We start from the raw sequence: 17595 nt of genomic DNA, 5'->3' as shown, positions 1-17595 counted from the left end.
GGCCATCGCAACACTCGGCGTGGCGGCCCTCGTCCAGCCGGCACGCCGGGGCTGGGCCCTGATGGTCGCGCCCCTCCTGTGGTGCCTGATCAGCGCCGCCACCCTGCAGCTGCTGGGTGCACCGGGCGCCTGGATACCGCTGCTGGCGGTAGCGTTAGCCGTGGCGGCACGGCTCATGCCACAGGAGTGAGAGACCAGCCCAAGCGATTCCTATGAGGCAGGCACCCTACGAGACTTCTCTCAATCACTTATCACTTGTCTTAACGCCTCGATATCCCCCGCGGTAATCAGCGCCAGATGCCGGGTGATCTTCTCCACCGGCCAGTCCCACCAGGCAATGGCCTGCAGGCTGTCGATCTCCTCGGGCGAGAAGCGCTGCTTGATGGGGCGCGCCGGATTGCCGCCGACCAGCGTATAGGGCGGCACATCGCTGACCACCACCGAACGCGACGACACGATGGCGCCGTTGCCCACCGTCACGCCGGGCATGATCAGGGCGTCATAACCGATCCATACGTCGTGACCAATCACCGTATCGCCCTTGTAGGGGAGATCACTCAGTTCCGGCATAACCTCTTCCCAACCGTTGCCGAAGATCTGGAACGGGTAGGTGGAGATACCGGACAGCTTGTGGTTCGCCCCGTTCATGATGAACTTGGCACCTCGGGCAATGGCGCAGAACTTGCCGATGATCAGCTTGTCGCCGATAAACGGGTAGTGGTAGAGCACGTTACGCTCGAAGCCCTCCGAATCTTCCGGGTCATCGTAGTAGGTGAAATCACCGACGATGATATTCGGGCTCTTGACCACATTCTTGATAAAGCACACCTGGGGAAAGCCTTCCATGGGGTGCGGGTTGGAGGGAGAGGGTCCGTACATGCCAGGCCTCCTTATATCCATCGCTGCCTACCGCGCCGGCGCCTCCAGCGCAGCACTGATCTATGCCAACCGAGAGCCGGGGAAGATCATGCTCGAACAGATTGATTGCCGTTCTTCCATCACTGCAATCGGTGATTGATGATGCAGCTTGATGTCCCTGAAGCTGCTCTCGGATGATTTTCTGTAGAAGGCCCCTGGCTGCTAGCAGAGGATAACTCCCAAGGCTCATTTTATTATCCGGGACCCTACAAGTAGCAAAAGCTAGCGGCGCGTCTTCTCATGGTTCGATAGCCAGATGTCGACCGATAAGTGCTGTCTGTCGCTCCCTCGGTTATAATTGGCCTTTAGCCCTCACCAATATGTGCCACAGGACTTGACCGAATATAGACGTTAAGCTGACCGGCAGCAAAGGAAGCGCTGGGACGCTACTGCCCCATGCCAAGCAGAGCAGGCGGCGAGAGTGCCGGCAAAACGCACAAGGAAGAAAGCAACAGCATGACGTCAACTTCTCCGTCCTCATCCTCTCAGGCCGAGCGCATTCTGTCGTTCTGGCACAAGATCGAGTTTTTCGAATCCGCCGAGCTAAAGGATATCGATAACGGCAAGGGCGCCATTCACTACCGCAGTGATGAGCTGCTGGAAGCACCAAACTGTCTGCCGTGGCTCGACGCGGAGATGGTCAGGCGCGCCGGTAAGGATTATCGGCCCGAGAAAACTTATCGTTTCAAGCTCTACCTGGGCCTGTTCGCACGCAGTGAAATTTTCCGTGTCGCACGTGGCGCGTATCCGGAAAAGACCGAGGCCTGGGTGGAGCGCAGCCGCGATGAGGGGCTCACCTGTTCGATGACGGTGGAGGTCGATGTAAACGGGATCATTGATCGCGAGAGTTTTGCCATCTCCACAGCCCCATGGATGCTGGGCGCGTTGCAGCAGGGAACGCTGGATGACGTTACGATCAAGGCGTTCAATGATGCGACGGGGATATTCCGAGAGCGACTCAACACCATCCTGACGGTGGCAGATAACCTCAAGCGGGAACATGAGCTACCGCCCAAGCTCACTAACTTCGAGCTGATCGAGATGCTCAAGGCAATGCAGGGCTGGACGGCGTTTTCACCCCAGGATGAGGCGCCAGCGCTGGTCGTACAGCTATTCGGCAGCAAAGCTAACGCAGCTGCCGGACCTGCAACGAGCAACGCTAATGACGTGCGGGAATGGGCAGCGGTGAGCGCGCTTACCCCGCGATTGGAATCCGCGAGTCACGACATGGCAACGGATCAGAAAGCCGCAGCGCCATCAGACGAAGAGACGCCTTCGATCAACGAGATCGCCATTCTCAACAGCTTCTTTATCCGTGATCTGGAAACGGTCATCGAGCAAGCCAAGAGGAAAGGGTTAGCACCCGGCTCGCCATTGGCGCGATATCTTCAAGGTGAGTGTGACCGCCATCCTGACCTGCTGCTACCCGAAGGCCGCTCGCTACTCATGCGCAACCTTGCGTTACATCGCATGCCGGCAGGGCGCTGGCCGGGTGAAGATGTCCACTCGATGAGTTTGATGCAGCAGTTCGCGATTAATACGCTTGATGAGACACTCGCTGAAACCGGCCTCTACTCTGTCAATGGGCCACCCGGCACCGGCAAGACGACGATGCTGCGCGATCTGGTAGCCCGCAACGTGGTCAAGCGGGCAAAGGTGCTGGCCTCGCTTTCATCCCCAGAGGCAGCGTTCGGCGAAGACATACACGCCAATATCGATGATCAGTTGAAACCCATCAAGACGCTCATTCCCGAGCTGACGGGGTTCGAGATGGTGGTCGCGTCCAGCAACAACGCGGCGGTCGAGAACGTTACCCAGGAATTACCGCAATCCAAAGCACTGGGCGCGGCTTACCATGATCTTGCCTATCTGAAACCGGTGGGACAGAAGCTCGCTGCCGGTCATGACAAGAAAAGTGACGGCAAACTGCACGTCGACGCGCTCACACTAGGCAAGGAGTGCTGGGGCCTGATTGCCACGTCACTGGGCAAGAAAGGCAACCGCAATACGTTTGGCGAGCGGGTCTTTTTCAAGCCCATCAGCCAGTGTGAAACTCATGGCGATGCCGAGCATTATTCGACGCTGGTTCCCGCGCTCAAGGCATTGGCGGAAGGGCGCGATGCGAAGCGAGACTTCCACTCGGCTCAGCGGGCCTTCAAAGTAGCCGAACGCCAGGTCGAAGCGGTTCAACAGGATCTCAAGCGGTTGCAAGAGCTTCAGCGACTGGAAACCCAAACCGATGCCGCTCAGCGCCAGGCAGAGTCCCATCGCGGCTTCGCTGCCCGAGTCGCGCTCTGGAAAAGCAAGCGGCAGGCGATAAAGGTGCGTTTCTGGCCATTGGGGAAATACTGCAGGAACCGGGCGCTACTCCAGCAGATGCAGCAGCGAGAAAAACGCGCCGTGCGGCAGGCTGAAGTGAGCCAACAACGCCTGGCTTCCATGGAGCGACGGCTGGAAACGGAGCGTCGAGAGTGCGCCCCTCTGCAAGACACTTATGCTGACGTACTGCTACCCGACGACACGCTGGATCTGGAAGCACCGGCGGTGCAGCGCACCTCTTTTGGCCATTGCGAAGTGTTGAATCAGGCCCGTGGACAACTGACGGCGTGTGCTTTCGAACTGCACCAGGCGTGGCTCGTTGCCACTTATGACGATAAGCAGAACCAGCTTTGGCCAACGCTAAGTTCCCTGATGCCCGTGCTGAATGGCAGCATCGATGACCGCGATGCGGCAAAAGCCCTTTGGCAGATGCTGTTTATGATCGTACCAGTGGTGTCATCGACATTTGCGTCGGTCTCCAACCAGTTTCGCGCCCTGAACGAAGGCGAGATCGGCTGGCTGTTCGTGGATGAAGCAGGGCAGGCCTCGCCACAGCAGGCCGTTGGGGCGCTATGGCGTGCCAAGCGGGCGGTCGTGGTGGGTGACCCGCTGCAGATAGAGCCGGTCTTCACCGTGCCTGCCGGCTTGGTCGAGGCCATGGCCAGAGGCGAGTTTGATGGTGACTGGTACAAGTGGTCGCCCACGGTGTCGTCGGTTCAGGTCGTCGCAGATCGCGCCAATCCCTATGGCACGAACATGATATCCGATGAGTTCTGGGTTGGCAGCCCGCTACGCGTTCACCGACGCTGCGATGAACCAATGTTCAGCATCGCCAATCGCATCGCCTACAACGACAAGATGCTCCATGGAAACGACGAATTATCGCCTGGCCCAGGAGACAGCCGCTGGTTCGATGTGGAAGGCAGCGTTCAGGGCAAGCACTTCGTCCCTTCACAGGCGGAACAGGTCGCTCGCATGCTCAAGCCGTATATTGAAAAGACCGGCGAACCGCCAAACGTCTATGTGATTTCGCCCTTCAAGGCAGTGGCAAATGGCATCAGACGACACCTCGAACAGGAGCTGCCCGCAGATTTCTTTGGCGGACGCGACAGACTGGCCGATTGGCTGCGTAGGCGGGTCGGGACGGTACATACCTTCCAGGGCAAGGAAGAGGACAACGTCATTTTTGTACTAGGCCTCTCAAAAGAGTCACCCGGTGCCGCCGACTGGGCTTCCAGCAAGCCCAATTTGCTGAATGTAGCCGTCACACGGGCAAAAAAGCGCGTGTACATAGTAGGCAGTACCGATGTATGGGCAGGCAAGAAGTACTTTTCCGATGCTAAACGTCAGGTTCCCTATGATTAATCAACCGCTTAGCAAATCACTCAGGCCATTGAGCGTTGCCATCCCATGGATAAAGTGCTGGTGCACTCGGTTCAGAGTGCACAGTACGCAAGTGACGACTGGCATCGTTTCAGCCGTGTGCACAACCTCGAACCCAGTACTAGTCGACGGGGTAAGCCCAAACCACTACCTACTAGGTTGACGACATGGACTCGACGAGATGTTCTCTATTCGACGGAGCCGCATAAGGCTCCGGCCAATATTCGACCAGACGGCTCACTCTGCCCTGCTCCACCGTAAAGAACGAGATAGCCATTGCCGACTGCACACCATCGGTGATGGCGACCTCCGTCACCACCTCATCATCACTCTCAACAAACCGCTTGAGCGTGAACTGCCAGCGGCCGTGCGCAGGATATTCGGCATTCATCTGTGCGAAGCGCTCGCCACCACGAATACGCTCATTGGACTGCGGCCACTCGAGAATGAAATCCGGCGCAAGCACCGCCATCACCGAGTAAAAGTCGTTCGTTGCCATCAGCCGCCAGAATTCATGCACCACCTCGCCTGCTGTTTTCATTCTGCTCTCCCCCTCATGGCCGGCGCATGGCAGCAACCAGGGCGCTCGCCCCGATCAGGCTGCCGGCACCGGTGCGATGCAGGATCCGGCGCAGCCGGGCGCTCAGCATCCGCCCGCCGCTGGTCGCCAGGAAGGTGAAGGCCAGATCGCTGAGCACGCCGATCACCAGGAAGGTCGAGAACAGGATCGCCAGCTGCGGCAGCAACGGCTGGCTGGGTGCCACGAACTGAGGCATGAAGGCCATGAAGAAGGCCAGGCTCTTGGGGTTCAGCGCGGTAACCAGGAATGCCTTGGCCGTGCCGAGCCGGATATCCGTGCCCGAAGGCGCCAGCTCGCCCAGTCGCCCCGCTTCACGCCACATCTTGATGCCCAGGTAGAGCAGGTAGGCGGCCCCGAGCCACTTGAACAGCTGGAACAGTTCGGCGGAGGCCATCAGCAACGCACCGACCCCGGCGAACGACAGGGTCATGGCCAGCAGGTCACCCAGGAAGAAGCCGGGCAGCATGGCCAGGGCGGCGCGTCGCCCGCGGTTGACCCCGGTGGTGACCAGCAGGGCCACCGCGGGGCCCGGAGAGACGATGATCAACAGGGAGGCCAGGCAGAAGGAGAGCCAGAGTTCCAGCGGCATAATGCGTTCCTCGCATAACGTTCAATGGTCCATATCCATGGCAATCAATACATCGCATGATCATAAAGAATCACTGCTGCCGAATGGAAAAGCAACATGGCCATCCGTCGGCTCGATTGGCCTGAACTCCGCCTGCTGCCCTAGACTGGCGAATTCTCCTTCAGGCAAAGGAAGAGCACCATGAATGCCATCAATCCCGAGAAGCTGCACCACAGCAAGTGGACCGCGGCAAAGCCCAGCAACAAGGAGAAGCACTTTCTGGTAACGGCGCTGGAGCGCGACGAGGAGGAGAACGTGGTGGCGGTGACCCTCGAGGCCGTCTTTACCCACCGTGAGAGAACCCTACCCTGGCAGGACCTCAAGAATGACGAGACCTGGCTGATGGGCTGGCGCTGAGGGTTTCGTGGGACGGCTTCGATACCACTACGCCAGGGACTTGAGCCAATAGCTTGAGCCCGCCGCCAACGACCATGACATGATGGAAAAAATCGGGCTGGTGATGGTGTGGCAGCGCACCGACCCGGATCACAGGCAAAAGCTATTGTGGCCTAATTCTGATTTTCGACGGCTTCATGGCGAAGCTCCGGCGTGGATACCGGCTATCCACAGGAAGATTTTCATGAAGAAGCTTCAGTTCGAAGACCGTACTGATGAGGAGCCACAAACGAAATGAGAAATACCCCGATGTACTCAATGTTCGCCTGGATGAAAATCGCCTCTTCCTACAACACGATGGTGCTCTCCTCCAGCGAGGTGATCGCCCGTCGCACCATGATGATGGCCAGCGGCGCCATGAGCGGCGCCGATGCCATGAGCATGATGATGGAGAAGGGAACGATTTTCGCCGCCTCGACCGAACGAGCCGCAGTGGCGATGGCCAGCGGCGCCGATCCCGCGAAGATCACCGCCGCGGCACTCAAGCCATACAGCACCAAGACCAAGTCCAACGTCCGCAAGCTCCGCCGCTGAACGAAGCACACCGCTTCAGCGGCGATCCCACCTGAAGCGTGACGCGGTGACAACGGCGTTTGCCGTGAGCTGATCGCCAGGGTGGAAGCCGCTTGAGAACCTGCGATTACCGATCAGTAACTTTTATGACTGATTGGCCCCTCAACGCCGCCATGATTACCGTTCGGTAATTTTACGATTGCGTAATCGTCGATCCCGCGCCTAGAATTACCGAACGGTAATTATAAGCGGGTTTGCCATGCCTAACATCGAGTCCACTGCTTCGCCCTCCTTGGCCGTTCCTGTTCGCCACAGCGAAGACCTCGGCAAGCTGGTGCGCCAATTGCGTGCCGAGCAAGGACTGCTGCAGATCGACCTGGCCGGTCTGGCCGGTACCGGAAATCGCTTCATCGTCGACCTGGAGCGGGGCAAGCCGACCCTGCAGCTGCAGAAAGTACTGGATGTGCTCGACTTGATGGGACTCGAGGTCGTCGTGCGGCGCAAGGGTGAGTCGTCATGAATGACGATGCCCTGGAGGTCTACCACGGCGACCAGTGGGTTGGCAGGCTGCATGACAGCCAACCACTGCGCTTCGAGTATGCGCCCGCGTGGCAGCAACAACCCAAGTCCGTGAGTCTCTCGCCCTCGCTGCCCCTCACGCAGCGTGTTCATGTCGGCGATGAGGTGCTGGCCTACTTCGAGAACCTGCTGCCGGAAGGTGAGCTGCGCGACCACCTGGCGCTTCGCCATCACACCACTACCGTCTTCGGGCTGCTGAAGGCCATCGGCGGGGACACGGCCAGTGGCTTCACCTTGCTGCCGCCGGGAGCATCACCGGCTCCGCCCAACTATCGCCCCATCAGCTGGGAGGCACTGGCGGATCATCTGCGGCATCGGGAACGAGGCTCCCTGCTCTCGCAGCAAGGCGAGGAAGCCCGCATCTCGCTGGCCGGCGCCCAGGACAAGCTGCTGTTGATGCTGCTGGGCGACGGGCACCCCGCCATTCCGGAAGACTCCGCGCCTTCCAGCCATATCCTCAAGCCGGACATCCAGGGCCTGAGAGGTGTATGGGGCTCCGCCCTCAACGAGACCTTCTGCATGCAGCTGGCCGGCGAACTCGGGCTCGGGGTCGCCCAGGCCAGCTACCAGAGCGAGACCCAGGCCTGCCTCGTGCGCCGCTACGACCGGGTTCCCGACGAACAGGGCGGGCTGCGACGCCTGCATCAGCTCGACTTCTGCCAGCTCGCCGGCACTCCCTCGCTGATCAAGTACGAAAGCGACGGCGGCCCCGGCCTGGCGCGCTGCCGCGAACTCCTGCAGCATGCCGGCGCGCCGGCCAAGGACCTGCAACGCCTGATCGGCTGGTTCTTCTTCAACCTGCTGATCGGCAATAACGACAGCCACGCCAAGAACCTGGCCATCCTCTACACCGACGACAGGCCTCGGCTGGCGCCGTTCTACGACCTGATGAGCACGACGCTCCATAGCGGGCTCTCGCGCCGCTTCGCGCTTCGCATCGCCGGGGAGGATCGCCCCGGCAGCATCGAACGCTCGCACCTTGAGACCCTGGCCAGGGAGATGCGATTCCAACCGCGCTACTTCCTGCGCCAAGGGCTCGAGCTTGCCGAGCGCATGCCCGCCGCCATCGACAAAACAGTCGCAGTCCTCGGCCCAGAGGCCCCTCCCGGCACCGAGCAGTCGCTGCTGGAGAGGCTGCAGCAGCGGCTGCTGAGCAACTGCCACAAGCTGCCGACAAGGTGGGCCGCTGGGGTCAGTTGACCTCACAAAACAAGCGGCCGGCAACATGGCCATGGCGGGGATCAGTGCAGCCCCTAGCGCGCTTCCCGCAGCGCATCGACCAGGTCGGCCAGGCTCGCCTCACAGCGGGCCTGCGGTGCCTGCTCCTCGTCCCCCGGGCGATACTTGCCTGAGCGAATCAGGCAGGCCTGCAGGCCGAGCTCCATGGCGGCGACCACGTCGCACTCCACATCATCGCCCACCATCAGCGCCTCGTCGGGTGCCACGCCGACCTCCTCGAGCACGGCATGGAAGAAATCGCTGGAGGGTTTTCCCAGCACCTTGGCCTCGATGCCGGCGGCGTATTCCAGGGCGCGCACGAAGGGCCCCGCGTCCAGATGCAGGGTGCCCTCCTGGCGGAAGTAGCGATTGGTGCCCACGGCGAGCAACGGCGCGCCCTCCAGCAGCAGTCGGAAGGCCTCGTCCAGGTGGGCATAGTCCAGACGCTGTTCGGCATCGCCGAGCACCACCGCATTGGGCTCATCGCAGGGCAGGTCGGCAAACTCGGGCTCGAGCCGCTCATGGATCAGCAGGTAGGGGCGAAGCCGCTGTGCTCGAGATAGCGACGGATCGCCCCCGGCGCGGTGAACACCTGCTCGGGCGACGGGTCGAAACCCAGCCGCTGCAGCTCATCACACACCGTCGCCGAGGTCTTGCGCGAGGTGTTGGTCAGGAAGCGCAGCGCCAGGCCGCTGGACTGCAGCCGCCCCACCGCTTCCACGGCGCCGGGCAGGGCCTCGCCGTCCTCGCTCAGCACGCCACTGATATCGAGCAAAACCGCCTTCAGCATCAGCGTCCCTCCCCCTTGCTTCCCAGCAGAATTGACTCCATTGATGCTAGTCCGCGCGGCGCTGTCTATCCATGCCCGGCGGCCGTGTGGGGCGAAATCCACTCGGCACCGAGCAGCCAGGCCGACACCGGTCACTCAACGATCTGCAGAGTCATCCCGCTCGGCCCTCTCGGAGACCGAGGTGACCGACGTCGTGACCTTGCTGATCAGTTGCGGCACGAAGCGTTCCGAGAAGCCCGCCACGAATGACCAGAACAGCAGCTTGGCCAGGTCCGGCCCGGAGCTGGGGTAGGTTTCCCGGAAGATGCTGAGCATGAAGTCGTCGCCCGATTGCCTCTCTTCCTGTGTCGGGAAGGTAAACCGGGGAAAGAGATCCCCCGAGACGATGCCGGAGAGGAACACGAGGTAGAGCACCAGAGCGAAGACGCCGCCGAAGATGGGCACCAGCAGGATCTGGAACCAGGAGGCATCCAGCAGCACGAGCTCCTCATCGGTAACATTGTTCAGCCGCTGCTGAATGCTGACGAAACCGCCGATGATGCCGCACAGGGGGACCGCCCAGGTCACCAGAAACCGCTGGTTGAAGAAAAAGGTCAGCGCGAAGATGCCCCCCAGCACGGCAATCGCCACCGTCGTCATGACGATCAGGCGCTTGGTGATGGAATGGATATGCCGGATGCGCTCCATGGTGTGGCCTCCGCGCCCTGATCACCCAGCGGTCCCCTGGCTTCCGGAGAAGCCCCATGTGCATGTTCTACGGCCTGAATGTCGGCCCTCGCTCCTCTCTCTTGACGATAGTGACATGCCCACAACTCACCATGTCAGCGGCGCCCGCCGGTCTCGCCAGCGGTTGAGGAAGCATCAGCGAAGGGCGTATATCCGTCATTCGATGGCGGGGTTAGCATGAGATAGTACGGTTCCTTGCAGTTTGACCGGCGATGGCGGACATCCGCAGCAACCTTGAGGGCCCTTTCGATCTCATGAGCTCCTCCTCCACTCCCGCTCAGTCGGCCACCAGCGACCCGACTCCCCTTCTCGATCGACTGCAGACTCCGGTCTGGATCTTCGATATCCAACAAGAACGGTTTCACTACGCCAATGCGGCAGCCTTGAGGTTCTGGCAGGCCGAAGCGCCTGAGGCGCTCTATACCCGCGACGTCTCATCGACCATGAGCGAGGCAGCCCGGCGGCGGCTGGCGGATTACCTCCCGCGCCTGACGCAGGGGGAGGTCATCGATGAACACTGGAGCTTCTATCCCGGCGGTCAAGCCACCTCGCTGCACTGCCGCTGCAGCGGTTATGACATGGGCGATGGAAGGACCGGCATGCTGGTGGAGGGGCTGGAAAGCCAGTCCTCCCTCGATGCCGCCAGCCTGCGCGCCCTGGAGGCCGTGCGGCACACGCCCATGATGGTCTCCGTGTTCGACGGCCAGGGACACCTGCTGATGTGCAATCCAGCCGCCCTTGCCGCCCGCCCGGGTCTGACCTCCTTCGCCGCTTGCTTCACGGATGCCCGCCTTGCCGAGCAGTGCCTCCAGCAGCTGGGAGAGGCGCCGATATATTCGCTGGAGGCGATCATGCGTGCCGACGACACAGGGCGCTGGCACCATGTCGACCTGTGCCGCGCCACCGACCCCAAGACAGGCCTGCCAATGATCGTGATGAGCGAATTCGACATTACGCCGCGCAAGTCGCTGGAGAGCGCTCAGCGCGTCTCTCAGCACCAGTTGGAAGTGGTCCTCGAGAGGCTGGAACTGGGGCTGCTTCTCGAGGATGAGAATCGTCGGGTGATCGTGACCAACCAGGCCTTCTGCGACCTCTTCGGCATTGAGGCCGGTCCCGAGCAGCTTGTGGGCATGGACTGCCGGGAAGCCGCCCAGTCCACCAAGGGCCATTTCTCCGAACCGGAAGCCTTCGTGATGCGAATCGAGGAACTCATCGCGGCCAGGTCCAAGCACCCCCGCGACCTGCTGGCCATGTCGGATGGCCGCTTCCTCGAGCGCTCCTACACCCCGCTCATTGTCGCCGACGAGTATCATGGACACCTCTGGGCTTACAGCGACATCACTCGGCAGCGACACAAGGAAGCGGACTGGGCCCACAAGGCCAGTACCGACCCCCTGACCGGACTGGCCAATCGTCGCTCATTCGACGAAGCTGCCAGCAGGGTCGCCAGAACGGTCCAGAAAGAGGGGGGTCAAGCGGCCCTGCTCATGATCGATATCGACCACTTCAAGATCATCAACGACACTCTGGGCCACGCCGAGGGAGACAAGGGGCTACGGCTGCTGGCGGACACCCTGCGGCACTCTCTGCGCGACAGCGATATTCCCTGCCGCATCGGCGGCGAAGAGTTCATGGTCATCTTGCCTGGCATGTCCCTGGAGGAAGCCGAGACCGTGGCGAGCCGACTATGCCTTCTCATCGCCAAGGCGGCCCTCGAGGAAGAAGCGCTTCCCTTCGATTTCACGGTGAGCATCGGCGTCACCGACTTCAAGCCCACCGATACGAGCCTCGATACCGTCACCCGGCGAGCCGACGCCGCCATGTACCAGGCCAAGCGTGAGGGCAGAAATCGCGTGGCGACACGCCCGTGAACTCTCCCGAACAGGCGCGTCAATCCTGGCCACAACAGGGCCAGAAAGAACGCGCGGAAATTTCTTTTTTATCTTCTATTTTTGGATAGATGATCTACCCATAGCCAGAACAATAGTTTCATCATCTTAATTATCAGCACCTGTCCGATTTTATGTGAAGTACTGCTAAACTCCTGGCATGACAGGCTCTGCCCCGCGGCGGAGCTTTCTGCATCCATCGGCATGGAGTTTTTCATGGCCCGCAATATCATCGTTCTTGGTGCCGGCATCGTCGGCGTATCCGTGGCCTGGCATCTGGCGCGTCGCGGTCATGACGTCACGCTGGTGGACCGCCGCGAGCCGGGGCTCGAGACCTCCTTCGGCAATGCCGGCATCATCCAGCGTGAGGCGGTGCGCCCCTACGCCTTCCCCCATGATATCCGCACCCTGCTGCGGGTGCTGCCCAACCGCAAGGTGGATATCCGCTACCGCCCCACCGGCATGATGAACGCGGCGGGTCCGCTGCTGAACTACTGGCTGAACTCGAGTGGTAAGCGCTACGAGCGCATCGTACGCGAGTGGGCATCGCTGATCATGCGCTGCCAGGATGCCCACGCGCCGATGATCGAAGCCGCCGGCGCCGAGGCGCTGGTGCGCAAGGGCGGCTGGCTGCAGCTTTACCGCACCCGCAAGGCGTTCGAGGAGTGCCAGAAAGAGGCCAGGGAGGACCTCGAACGCTTCGGCGTCGAGCATGAGGTGCTGGACGCCGAGGCGCTCTACGCCAAGGAGCCGCATCTAAGCAAGGGGCTGATCGGGGCGATCCACTGGACGCAGCCCTGGATGGTCTCGGATCCGGGCGGCCTGGTGCAGGCCTACGCCCGCAGCTTTGCCGAACAGGGCGGCCATGTGAAGCAGGCCAGCGTCGAGGACGTGCTCCAGGTCGATGGAGGCTGGCAGGTCAAAACCAGCGAGGGGGCCCTGGAGGCCGATCAGGTGGTGGTGGCCTTGGGGCCCTGGGCCAGTGAACTGCTGGGAAGGCTGGGCATGAAGGTGCCGCTGTTCGTGAAGCGCGGCTACCATATGCACTACTCCGCGGAAGAGGGGGCGAAGCTCAACCACTGGGTGATGGACGCCGAGAAGGGATTCCTGCTCGAGCCGATGCGCGCCGGGATTCGCCTGACCACCGGCGCCGAGCTTGCCGACCTGGACTCACCGCCCCAGTACACACAGCTGGCCGCCGCCGAGAAAGTGGCACGCAAGCTGTTCCCGCTGGGCAAGCGTCGCGACGCTCAGCCCTGGAAAGGCGCGCGGCCCTGCATGCCCGACATGAAGCCGGTGATCGGCCCGGCCCCCGGCAAGGAGGGGCTGTGGCTCGCCTTCGGCCACGGCCATCAGGGCTTTACCCTGGGCCCGGCCACCGGCGAGCTGCTCGCCCAGATGATGGATGGCGAAGAGCCCGCGGTGGATATGGCCCCGTTCCGCGTCGATCGCTTCAGAGTGTGAGGGCACAAGGCTTTAGTACGAAAAGTCGGCGAGCGAAGGTCAGGCAAGGCAAAAATTGGTGAAAAAGCGGAGTTTACGGCTTGTAAATGAGCATTTTGATCGGACTCGCGCACGAGCCTATTTTTAACGCCGCATGACCGAGCGCAGGCAGTTTTCGTGCAAAGCCGACGAAAGCGGGCGCCATTTGGGCGCCCGCTTTATGTAAATTCACGCGCTGATTGGACTCGGCGCAGGGATACCCACGACTCCCCTGCCCCCATGGCTACTCCCATCGTCGTAGGTCACGCGAGTGACGCCGCCGATCTCGTTGAGGCGGCCGCCGTCATGGCATAGCCGTCAACGCCCTTCCTTGGCCTGCTCAAGGACGCGCTTCTGGCGAGCGATGGCGTTGTGGATGACCTTGTTATGCAGCGCCTGCTTCTGTTCTACAGTCGCGTTGCGCGCGAAATGGGTCAGTGGGGTTGATTTCACGACTTCGTCTTTCATGCTCAAACCTCGTTAGCGAGCAGTTCTTCCAACTGTTCTCGAGTGTAGCGCTCGGGAAGGTAGTCATCAATCGAGTCGATGTCCGTCTCCCATCGCTGATTCGTGCCGTCGTTGTTCTTTATGATCATGTCCAGCACCACTTGTTCTCTGAACTCCTGTTTGATCTGCATCACGACATCCTGAACATCCAGAAACTGTCGAATGAAGCTCTCACGTGGGATGTTACGCCCTTCAACCTTCTCCCGACCGCAGACAAACTGCCAGGCAAGCTTAGGATGTTGATAGACAAAGAAAATCTGGACATCTCGTTCCTTCCGTAAGGACCGGGAAACATTCTTTCTGGCCACATCAAGGCTGGCCAGCGTGCCATCCAGGATGAACGATTGCTGCTGCTTCAGCATCCGGTCATGAATGCGTTCTACCAGGAGAGACACTGCGCTCTGGAACAGCCAAGAATTTCGACCCGTATAGCCCGGTAGCTCTTCACGCAGGTCATCAGGTCGATACGTAGAATGCAACCCAAGCCATCGAAACCTTCCGCCCTGAGTTCGTCGATAGCGGCTACATATTCCTTTGAAATCTCAGTCTTTCCTGCGCCAGGAGATCCGGCCATGAAGATCGAAACCGGCCTCTCCTCGCGAGGGTAACGCTCCGGGTCTGTTCTCTCCCGAGCGATGCGCTGGCGGTGGCCTCGGGCATATGCCACGGCCTGGGCTATGATCTCATCATCGCTGGCCATACCCACTTCCTTGGTATCAGGATTCTTGCCCCTTTACGAAAAGGCCACCCGACTCTCGGATGGCCTCACCATTCTTAACGGAATGCGCTGATGCGTCCAGCCCTCACTCCCAATCAATCATTGCGGGCGGTTTGCTGCTGACGTCGTAGGTGACGCGGGAGACGCCGGTGATCTCGTTGATGATACGGTTGGAGACCGTTTCCAGCAGCTCGTAGGCAGGTGCGCCCATTGCGCTTGCAGGGACGCATGCCCGTCGCCATCGACAAACACTCGCAACCCTCGTCCCAGTAGCTCTGTAAGATATTGCTGGCATTGCCGTAAGCGATCTCTCAAATCCTCACCCGGCGGTAGCCAAGGCGCTGAAGCTAGCCATAATCGATAACCGCACCATGGGCATGGGATATAAGGGACGAAACCATGGATCTTGCAAAGATTGGCGATAAGGTGGCCTGCTCCTGCAAAGGGGGACCACATCGCATCGTTTCCGGCGCCGCCACCGCCAAGGTGGATGGCATTGCCATCGCCAGGGTTGGTGACAAGTGCTCCTGTGGCGCCAGCATTACCGCTGGCGTGGCGTGGTATCCCATCGAGGGCTCACCGGCAGCCATACATGGTAGCGCCACTTCCTGTGGCGGTCAGGTGGTGACGGGCTGCAGCACTGAAGTCGGCTCACCGCATGCGCCTGCCGCCAGCCTGCTCACCGAGCTACCCAAGCGTTACAACGAACGCTTTCGCCTTGTCGACGCAGCCGGCAACCCCGTGGCCGGCGTTTCCTACCTCATCGTGAGGGAGAATGGCGAACGGATCCGTGGCGTAAGTGACTCCCAAGGCCTGACTAGCCTGGTACCCGAGCACGATCAACCCGAAAAACTCCAAGTATTCATCAAGGAGAGCCAGCCAGCATGAGCGAACCCCCTGCCCGCCCCGGCGAAGAGGGCTACATCCTGCTTGGTGACTTTCTGTCGACGCTGACCAGCAATACCGAGCCGAAAGATATCGAGGTGCCCGCGGTACGTTATCGGGAATTTTCTGAGCCCTTCTTCAAGGTCACACCCGACTATATGCTGGCCGAAGGCGTGGGTATTCACGCCACTTACAACCTGCGGGGTCATATTACGCTGCGCAACAGCACGCTAAGCGTAAGTGCCCTGGGCAGAACGGCTGCCAGCCATCTCGGCTCCGTCGATTGGTACGTTTCTGCCACACTTCGCCATGGCCCCCTGACTATTGCCAATCAGGATCTCGAGCGAGGGGGCATTTCCGCTTGGCCTGATGACGACTTCACCCCCATCGGCCATGCTACCTTCACGCTACCCATACCGCCCCGCCATCTGACGCTTCAACTTACCGGAGGCTATTACTTTTCCAGCGGCCCAGGTAACTTGGCCTCCCGCACGACAAGCATCACTTTCGAGATCGAGGTCGAACCACGGTGAAGAAAATCCTGTTTGTCACGATGATCGGTATGCTGCTCACCGCCTGCTCACCGGCCAAAGGCGAGCCTCCGGAGCATTACCTGGAGCGCGCCAACGCAGCACTCATCGAAGCACGTGGCGATGCCAACCAGCTCAAGGATGTGCTCACGATCTACGATGAGGGGCTCGAACGGCATCCAAACGACACCGACCTTCTCAATAGCCGCGCACAGCTAAATGCCAGCCTTGGCCACTACGATGCGGCCAAGGCTGATCTGGATGTTCTGAAAGAAGGAGAGTTACACAAGGAAGGGAGGCTGATGCGCTGCATGCTGAAAGAGCGCTTGGAGGGAGCCACGGCAGACGCCCTGGGCTGCTACGCGGAAGTGGAGAGTGACTACGCCAGCGAGATCAGTGACCACCCGGATGCTAATCACGTCCTGGCAGCTCGACTGGCCGAGTCGCCTGAAGCCACCTCCTTGGTAGGGGAATGGCAGGCAAGCGACGACCCGATTAAGAATCCGATGGTGGAAGAGATGCTGGAGATGGAGCGGGAGGAGTTGATTCGGATGGTGTTGCCTTAATGGCTTATCGATGTCTAGAGCGCGAAACAGTTTCATAAGTCCGCAATACGACTACGGCACACTATGCGGCCGTCAGAGCGGGCTACCATATGCACTACTCTGCGGGAAAGGAGGCCAAGCTCAACCACTGGATGATGGACGCCGAGAAAGGGTTCCTGCTCGCACCGATGCGCGCCGGGATTCGCCTGACCACCGGCGCCGGGCTCGCCGACCTGGACTCGCCGCCCCAGTACAAGCAGTTGGCCGCCGCCAAGAAGGTGGTACGCAAGCTGTTGTCAACGGGGGCGCGGCCCTGCATGCCCGACATGAAGCGGTAATCGGCCCGCCCCCCCCGGCAAGGAGGGGCTGTGGCTCGCCTTCGGCCACGGTCACCAGGGCTTTAGCCTCGGCCCGGCCACCGACGAACTACTCGCTCAGATGATGGATGGCGAAACGCACGCGGTGGATATGGCCCCATTTCGCGTGGATCGCTTCTGAAGGTGAGATCACTACAAAAACGGGCGCCATAAGGGCGCCCGCTTATCGCAGACTCAGCACTGATTGGACTCTAGCACTGAGCTTACCTCTCCCTATTTCAGGCCAACTTTCTCCTAATATACATAACGCAAAGCATACCAGCGGCAATGTAGCGCAGCAGAATTGTCTTTCAGTGCGCATTGTTAGCCTCTACACCGACCGTGCCTCAGTACAGATGTTGCTGAAATTCCACAAAGACTTCCCGGATTTGGCCCGCCGGGCCAAGTTCGCGGACGGCATCTCCCAGGCTGTGGTATTTCAGTTCGATCAACTGCGGCAGCTTGTCGGTGGAAAGCTCACCCACCCCGCGCGCGACATAATGATCGAGCACGAAGCACAGGAATTCCTGTTGCCGGTAGTCGTGGCCCTGGAAGATGGCTTCGCGGTGTGAATCCACCCGCTCGGCGCGTGTCACCGGGGCCAGGTTGAAAGCGATATAGGCCAGCACGTCA

At 60.6% G+C, this 17595-nt stretch carries 22 protein-coding genes and 3 pseudogenes; 14 read left to right on the top strand and 11 right to left on the bottom strand.

Annotated elements, in window-relative coordinates; translation table 11 throughout:
• A pseudogene (locus Q427_RS32350) lies at positions 1 to 190 on the top strand (hypothetical protein); the annotation flags it as partial.
• Positions 191 to 240: 50 nt separating this feature from the next.
• On the opposite strand, the gene Q427_RS14425 reads toward Q427_RS32350, so the two are convergent.
• Positions 241 to 879, bottom strand: coding sequence for a Vat family streptogramin A O-acetyltransferase (locus Q427_RS14425; protein ID WP_043515092.1), 639 nt, complete (start codon positions 877 to 879; stop codon positions 241 to 243).
• On the opposite strand from Q427_RS14425, the gene Q427_RS31360 reads away from it, so the two are divergent.
• Together Q427_RS31360 and Q427_RS14420 are read left to right on the top strand one after the other, a co-directional pair.
• The gene (locus Q427_RS31360) at positions 878 to 1018 is read left to right on the top strand and encodes a hypothetical protein (protein WP_155833578.1); all 141 of its coding nucleotides are present in this window, start codon (positions 878 to 880) and stop codon (positions 1016 to 1018) included. The two genes, Q427_RS14425 and Q427_RS31360, sit on opposite strands and share 2 nt — an antisense overlap.
• A gap of 356 nt (positions 1019 to 1374) precedes the next feature.
• Positions 1375 to 4602 (top strand): DEAD/DEAH box helicase, encoded by a 3228-nt coding sequence (locus tag Q427_RS14420; protein ID WP_043515100.1) that lies wholly within the window; start codon positions 1375 to 1377, stop codon positions 4600 to 4602.
• 172 nt (positions 4603 to 4774) lie between these two features.
• Here the strand turns inward: Q427_RS14420 and Q427_RS14415 are convergent, their stop codons facing one another.
• Both Q427_RS14415 and Q427_RS14410 read right to left on the bottom strand, forming a co-directional pair.
• The gene (locus Q427_RS14415) at positions 4775 to 5161 is read right to left on the bottom strand and encodes a nuclear transport factor 2 family protein (RefSeq protein WP_043515090.1); all 387 of its coding nucleotides are present in this window, start codon (positions 5159 to 5161) and stop codon (positions 4775 to 4777) included.
• 13 nt (positions 5162 to 5174) lie between these two features.
• On the bottom strand, positions 5175 to 5789 hold the full coding sequence (locus tag Q427_RS14410) for a LysE family translocator (protein WP_043515088.1): 615 nt from the start codon (positions 5787 to 5789) through the stop codon (positions 5175 to 5177).
• A gap of 180 nt (positions 5790 to 5969) precedes the next feature.
• Between Q427_RS14410 and Q427_RS14405 the strand changes: the two genes are divergently transcribed.
• The 5 genes from Q427_RS14405 to Q427_RS14385 all read left to right on the top strand — a co-directional run bounded on the left by Q427_RS14405 (position 5970) and on the right by Q427_RS14385 (position 8516).
• A complete protein-coding gene (locus tag Q427_RS14405; protein WP_043515086.1) occupies positions 5970 to 6185 on the top strand; it encodes a TIGR02450 family Trp-rich protein in 216 nt (71 codons plus the stop codon).
• 79 nt (positions 6186 to 6264) lie between these two features.
• Positions 6265 to 6462, top strand: a complete 198-nt coding sequence (locus Q427_RS14400) for a hypothetical protein (protein ID WP_043515083.1) — start codon at positions 6265 to 6267, stop codon at positions 6460 to 6462.
• 20 nt (positions 6463 to 6482) lie between these two features.
• The gene (locus Q427_RS14395; protein ID WP_155833577.1) at positions 6483 to 6758 is read left to right on the top strand and encodes a hypothetical protein; all 276 of its coding nucleotides are present in this window, start codon (positions 6483 to 6485) and stop codon (positions 6756 to 6758) included.
• A gap of 238 nt (positions 6759 to 6996) precedes the next feature.
• Positions 6997 to 7257, top strand: coding sequence for a helix-turn-helix transcriptional regulator (locus tag Q427_RS14390; RefSeq protein ID WP_043515077.1), 261 nt, complete (start codon positions 6997 to 6999; stop codon positions 7255 to 7257).
• Complete coding sequence (locus tag Q427_RS14385; RefSeq protein WP_043515076.1) at positions 7254 to 8516, top strand: type II toxin-antitoxin system HipA family toxin; 1263 nt, start codon at positions 7254 to 7256, stop codon at positions 8514 to 8516. The genes Q427_RS14390 and Q427_RS14385 overlap by 4 nt, the downstream gene beginning before the upstream one ends.
• A 53-nt stretch (positions 8517 to 8569) precedes the next feature.
• On the opposite strand, the gene Q427_RS32345 is transcribed toward Q427_RS14385, so the two are convergent.
• The 3 genes from Q427_RS32345 to Q427_RS14375 form a co-directional block, all read right to left on the bottom strand.
• Complete coding sequence (locus Q427_RS32345; protein ID WP_331280643.1) at positions 8570 to 9061, bottom strand: HAD hydrolase-like protein; 492 nt, start codon at positions 9059 to 9061, stop codon at positions 8570 to 8572.
• Positions 9061 to 9324 (bottom strand): hypothetical protein, encoded by a 264-nt coding sequence (locus Q427_RS32340; protein WP_197030655.1) that lies wholly within the window; start codon positions 9322 to 9324, stop codon positions 9061 to 9063. Before Q427_RS32340 ends, Q427_RS32345 begins: the two co-directional genes overlap by 1 nt.
• Positions 9325 to 9459: 135 nt before the next feature.
• Positions 9460 to 10011, bottom strand: a complete 552-nt coding sequence (locus Q427_RS14375) for a hypothetical protein (RefSeq protein WP_051496394.1) — start codon at positions 10009 to 10011, stop codon at positions 9460 to 9462.
• Between the two features lie 293 nt (positions 10012 to 10304).
• Here Q427_RS14375 and Q427_RS28945 point away from each other — a divergent pair, with 293 nt between their 5' ends.
• Both Q427_RS28945 and Q427_RS14365 read left to right on the top strand, forming a co-directional pair.
• A complete protein-coding gene (locus tag Q427_RS28945; protein ID WP_197030654.1) occupies positions 10305 to 11921 on the top strand; it encodes a sensor domain-containing diguanylate cyclase in 1617 nt (538 codons plus the stop codon).
• 234 nt (positions 11922 to 12155) lie between these two features.
• Entirely contained in the window at positions 12156 to 13403 is a 1248-nt protein-coding gene (locus Q427_RS14365; RefSeq protein ID WP_043515074.1) for an NAD(P)/FAD-dependent oxidoreductase, read from the top strand.
• Positions 13404 to 13739: 336 nt separating this feature from the next.
• Here the strand turns inward: Q427_RS14365 and Q427_RS32335 are convergent, their stop codons facing one another.
• The 4 genes and pseudogenes from Q427_RS32335 to Q427_RS30240 all read right to left on the bottom strand — a co-directional run.
• Complete coding sequence (locus Q427_RS32335; RefSeq protein ID WP_197030653.1) at positions 13740 to 13889, bottom strand: hypothetical protein; 150 nt, start codon at positions 13887 to 13889, stop codon at positions 13740 to 13742.
• A gap of 2 nt (positions 13890 to 13891) precedes the next feature.
• Positions 13892 to 14407, bottom strand: a complete 516-nt coding sequence (locus tag Q427_RS14360) for a zeta toxin family protein (protein ID WP_269321248.1) — start codon at positions 14405 to 14407, stop codon at positions 13892 to 13894.
• Positions 14308 to 14628, bottom strand: coding sequence for a zeta toxin family protein (locus Q427_RS35375; protein WP_269321247.1), 321 nt, complete (start codon positions 14626 to 14628; stop codon positions 14308 to 14310). Before Q427_RS35375 ends, Q427_RS14360 begins: the two co-directional genes overlap by 100 nt.
• A gap of 103 nt (positions 14629 to 14731) precedes the next feature.
• Positions 14732 to 14868: pseudogene (locus tag Q427_RS30240) on the bottom strand (GMP synthase (glutamine-hydrolyzing)); the annotation flags it as partial.
• 177 nt (positions 14869 to 15045) lie between these two features.
• Between Q427_RS30240 and Q427_RS14355 the strand changes: the two are divergent.
• From Q427_RS14355 to Q427_RS36945, 4 genes and pseudogenes are all read left to right on the top strand, one after another.
• On the top strand, positions 15046 to 15534 hold the full coding sequence (locus Q427_RS14355) for a PAAR domain-containing protein (RefSeq protein ID WP_043515072.1): 489 nt from the start codon (positions 15046 to 15048) through the stop codon (positions 15532 to 15534).
• Entirely contained in the window at positions 15531 to 16064 is a 534-nt protein-coding gene (locus tag Q427_RS14350) for a hypothetical protein (RefSeq protein ID WP_043515070.1), read from the top strand. Before Q427_RS14355 ends, Q427_RS14350 begins: the two co-directional genes overlap by 4 nt.
• Entirely contained in the window at positions 16061 to 16627 is a 567-nt protein-coding gene (locus Q427_RS14345) for a hypothetical protein (RefSeq protein ID WP_043515067.1), read from the top strand. The genes Q427_RS14350 and Q427_RS14345 overlap by 4 nt, the downstream gene beginning before the upstream one ends.
• A gap of 71 nt (positions 16628 to 16698) precedes the next feature.
• Positions 16699 to 17104 (top strand): annotated as a pseudogene (locus tag Q427_RS36945) (NAD(P)/FAD-dependent oxidoreductase); the annotation flags it as partial.
• Between the two features lie 205 nt (positions 17105 to 17309).
• Here Q427_RS36945 and Q427_RS14335 read toward each other — a convergent pair.
• Positions 17310 to 17595, bottom strand: a 286-nt coding sequence (locus tag Q427_RS14335; RefSeq protein ID WP_043515063.1) for a type I restriction-modification enzyme R subunit C-terminal domain-containing protein, incomplete at its 5' end; no start/stop codon positions are given.

This window comes from Halomonas sp. BC04, assembly GCF_000568385.1.
This window is presented reverse-complemented; position numbering and strand designations above follow the sequence as displayed.

Bases quoted from the DNA above. Each gene is read 5' to 3' on its own strand.
- Q427_RS14395 (WP_155833577.1), top strand. From the start codon at position 6,483: ATGTTCGCCTGGATGAAAATCGCCTCTTCCTACAACACGATGGTGCTC.
- Q427_RS14420 (WP_043515100.1), top strand. From the start codon at position 1,375: ATGACGTCAACTTCTCCGTCCTCATCCTCTCAGGCCGAGCGCATTCTG.
- Q427_RS14375 (WP_051496394.1), bottom strand. From the start codon at position 10,011: ATGGAGCGCATCCGGCATATCCATTCCATCACCAAGCGCCTGATCGTC.
- Q427_RS14415 (WP_043515090.1), bottom strand. From the start codon at position 5,161: ATGAAAACAGCAGGCGAGGTGGTGCATGAATTCTGGCGGCTGATGGCA.
- Q427_RS14425 (WP_043515092.1), bottom strand. From the start codon at position 879: ATGTACGGACCCTCTCCCTCCAACCCGCACCCCATGGAAGGCTTTCCC.
- Q427_RS32335 (WP_197030653.1), bottom strand. From the start codon at position 13,889: ATGAAAGACGAAGTCGTGAAATCAACCCCACTGACCCATTTCGCGCGC.
- Q427_RS32340 (WP_197030655.1), bottom strand. From the start codon at position 9,324: ATGCTGAAGGCGGTTTTGCTCGATATCAGTGGCGTGCTGAGCGAGGAC.
- Q427_RS14385 (WP_043515076.1), top strand. From the start codon at position 7,254: ATGAATGACGATGCCCTGGAGGTCTACCACGGCGACCAGTGGGTTGGC.
- Q427_RS28945 (WP_197030654.1), top strand. From the start codon at position 10,305: ATGAGCTCCTCCTCCACTCCCGCTCAGTCGGCCACCAGCGACCCGACT.
- Q427_RS14400 (WP_043515083.1), top strand. From the start codon at position 6,265: ATGATGGAAAAAATCGGGCTGGTGATGGTGTGGCAGCGCACCGACCCG.
- Q427_RS14405 (WP_043515086.1), top strand. From the start codon at position 5,970: ATGAATGCCATCAATCCCGAGAAGCTGCACCACAGCAAGTGGACCGCG.
- Q427_RS14410 (WP_043515088.1), bottom strand. From the start codon at position 5,789: ATGCCGCTGGAACTCTGGCTCTCCTTCTGCCTGGCCTCCCTGTTGATC.
- Q427_RS14390 (WP_043515077.1), top strand. From the start codon at position 6,997: ATGCCTAACATCGAGTCCACTGCTTCGCCCTCCTTGGCCGTTCCTGTT.
- Q427_RS31360 (WP_155833578.1), top strand. From the start codon at position 878: ATGCCAGGCCTCCTTATATCCATCGCTGCCTACCGCGCCGGCGCCTCC.
- Q427_RS14350 (WP_043515070.1), top strand. From the start codon at position 15,531: ATGAGCGAACCCCCTGCCCGCCCCGGCGAAGAGGGCTACATCCTGCTT.
- Q427_RS35375 (WP_269321247.1), bottom strand. From the start codon at position 14,628: ATGGCCAGCGATGATGAGATCATAGCCCAGGCCGTGGCATATGCCCGA.
- Q427_RS14355 (WP_043515072.1), top strand. From the start codon at position 15,046: ATGGATCTTGCAAAGATTGGCGATAAGGTGGCCTGCTCCTGCAAAGGG.
- Q427_RS14365 (WP_043515074.1), top strand. From the start codon at position 12,156: ATGGCCCGCAATATCATCGTTCTTGGTGCCGGCATCGTCGGCGTATCC.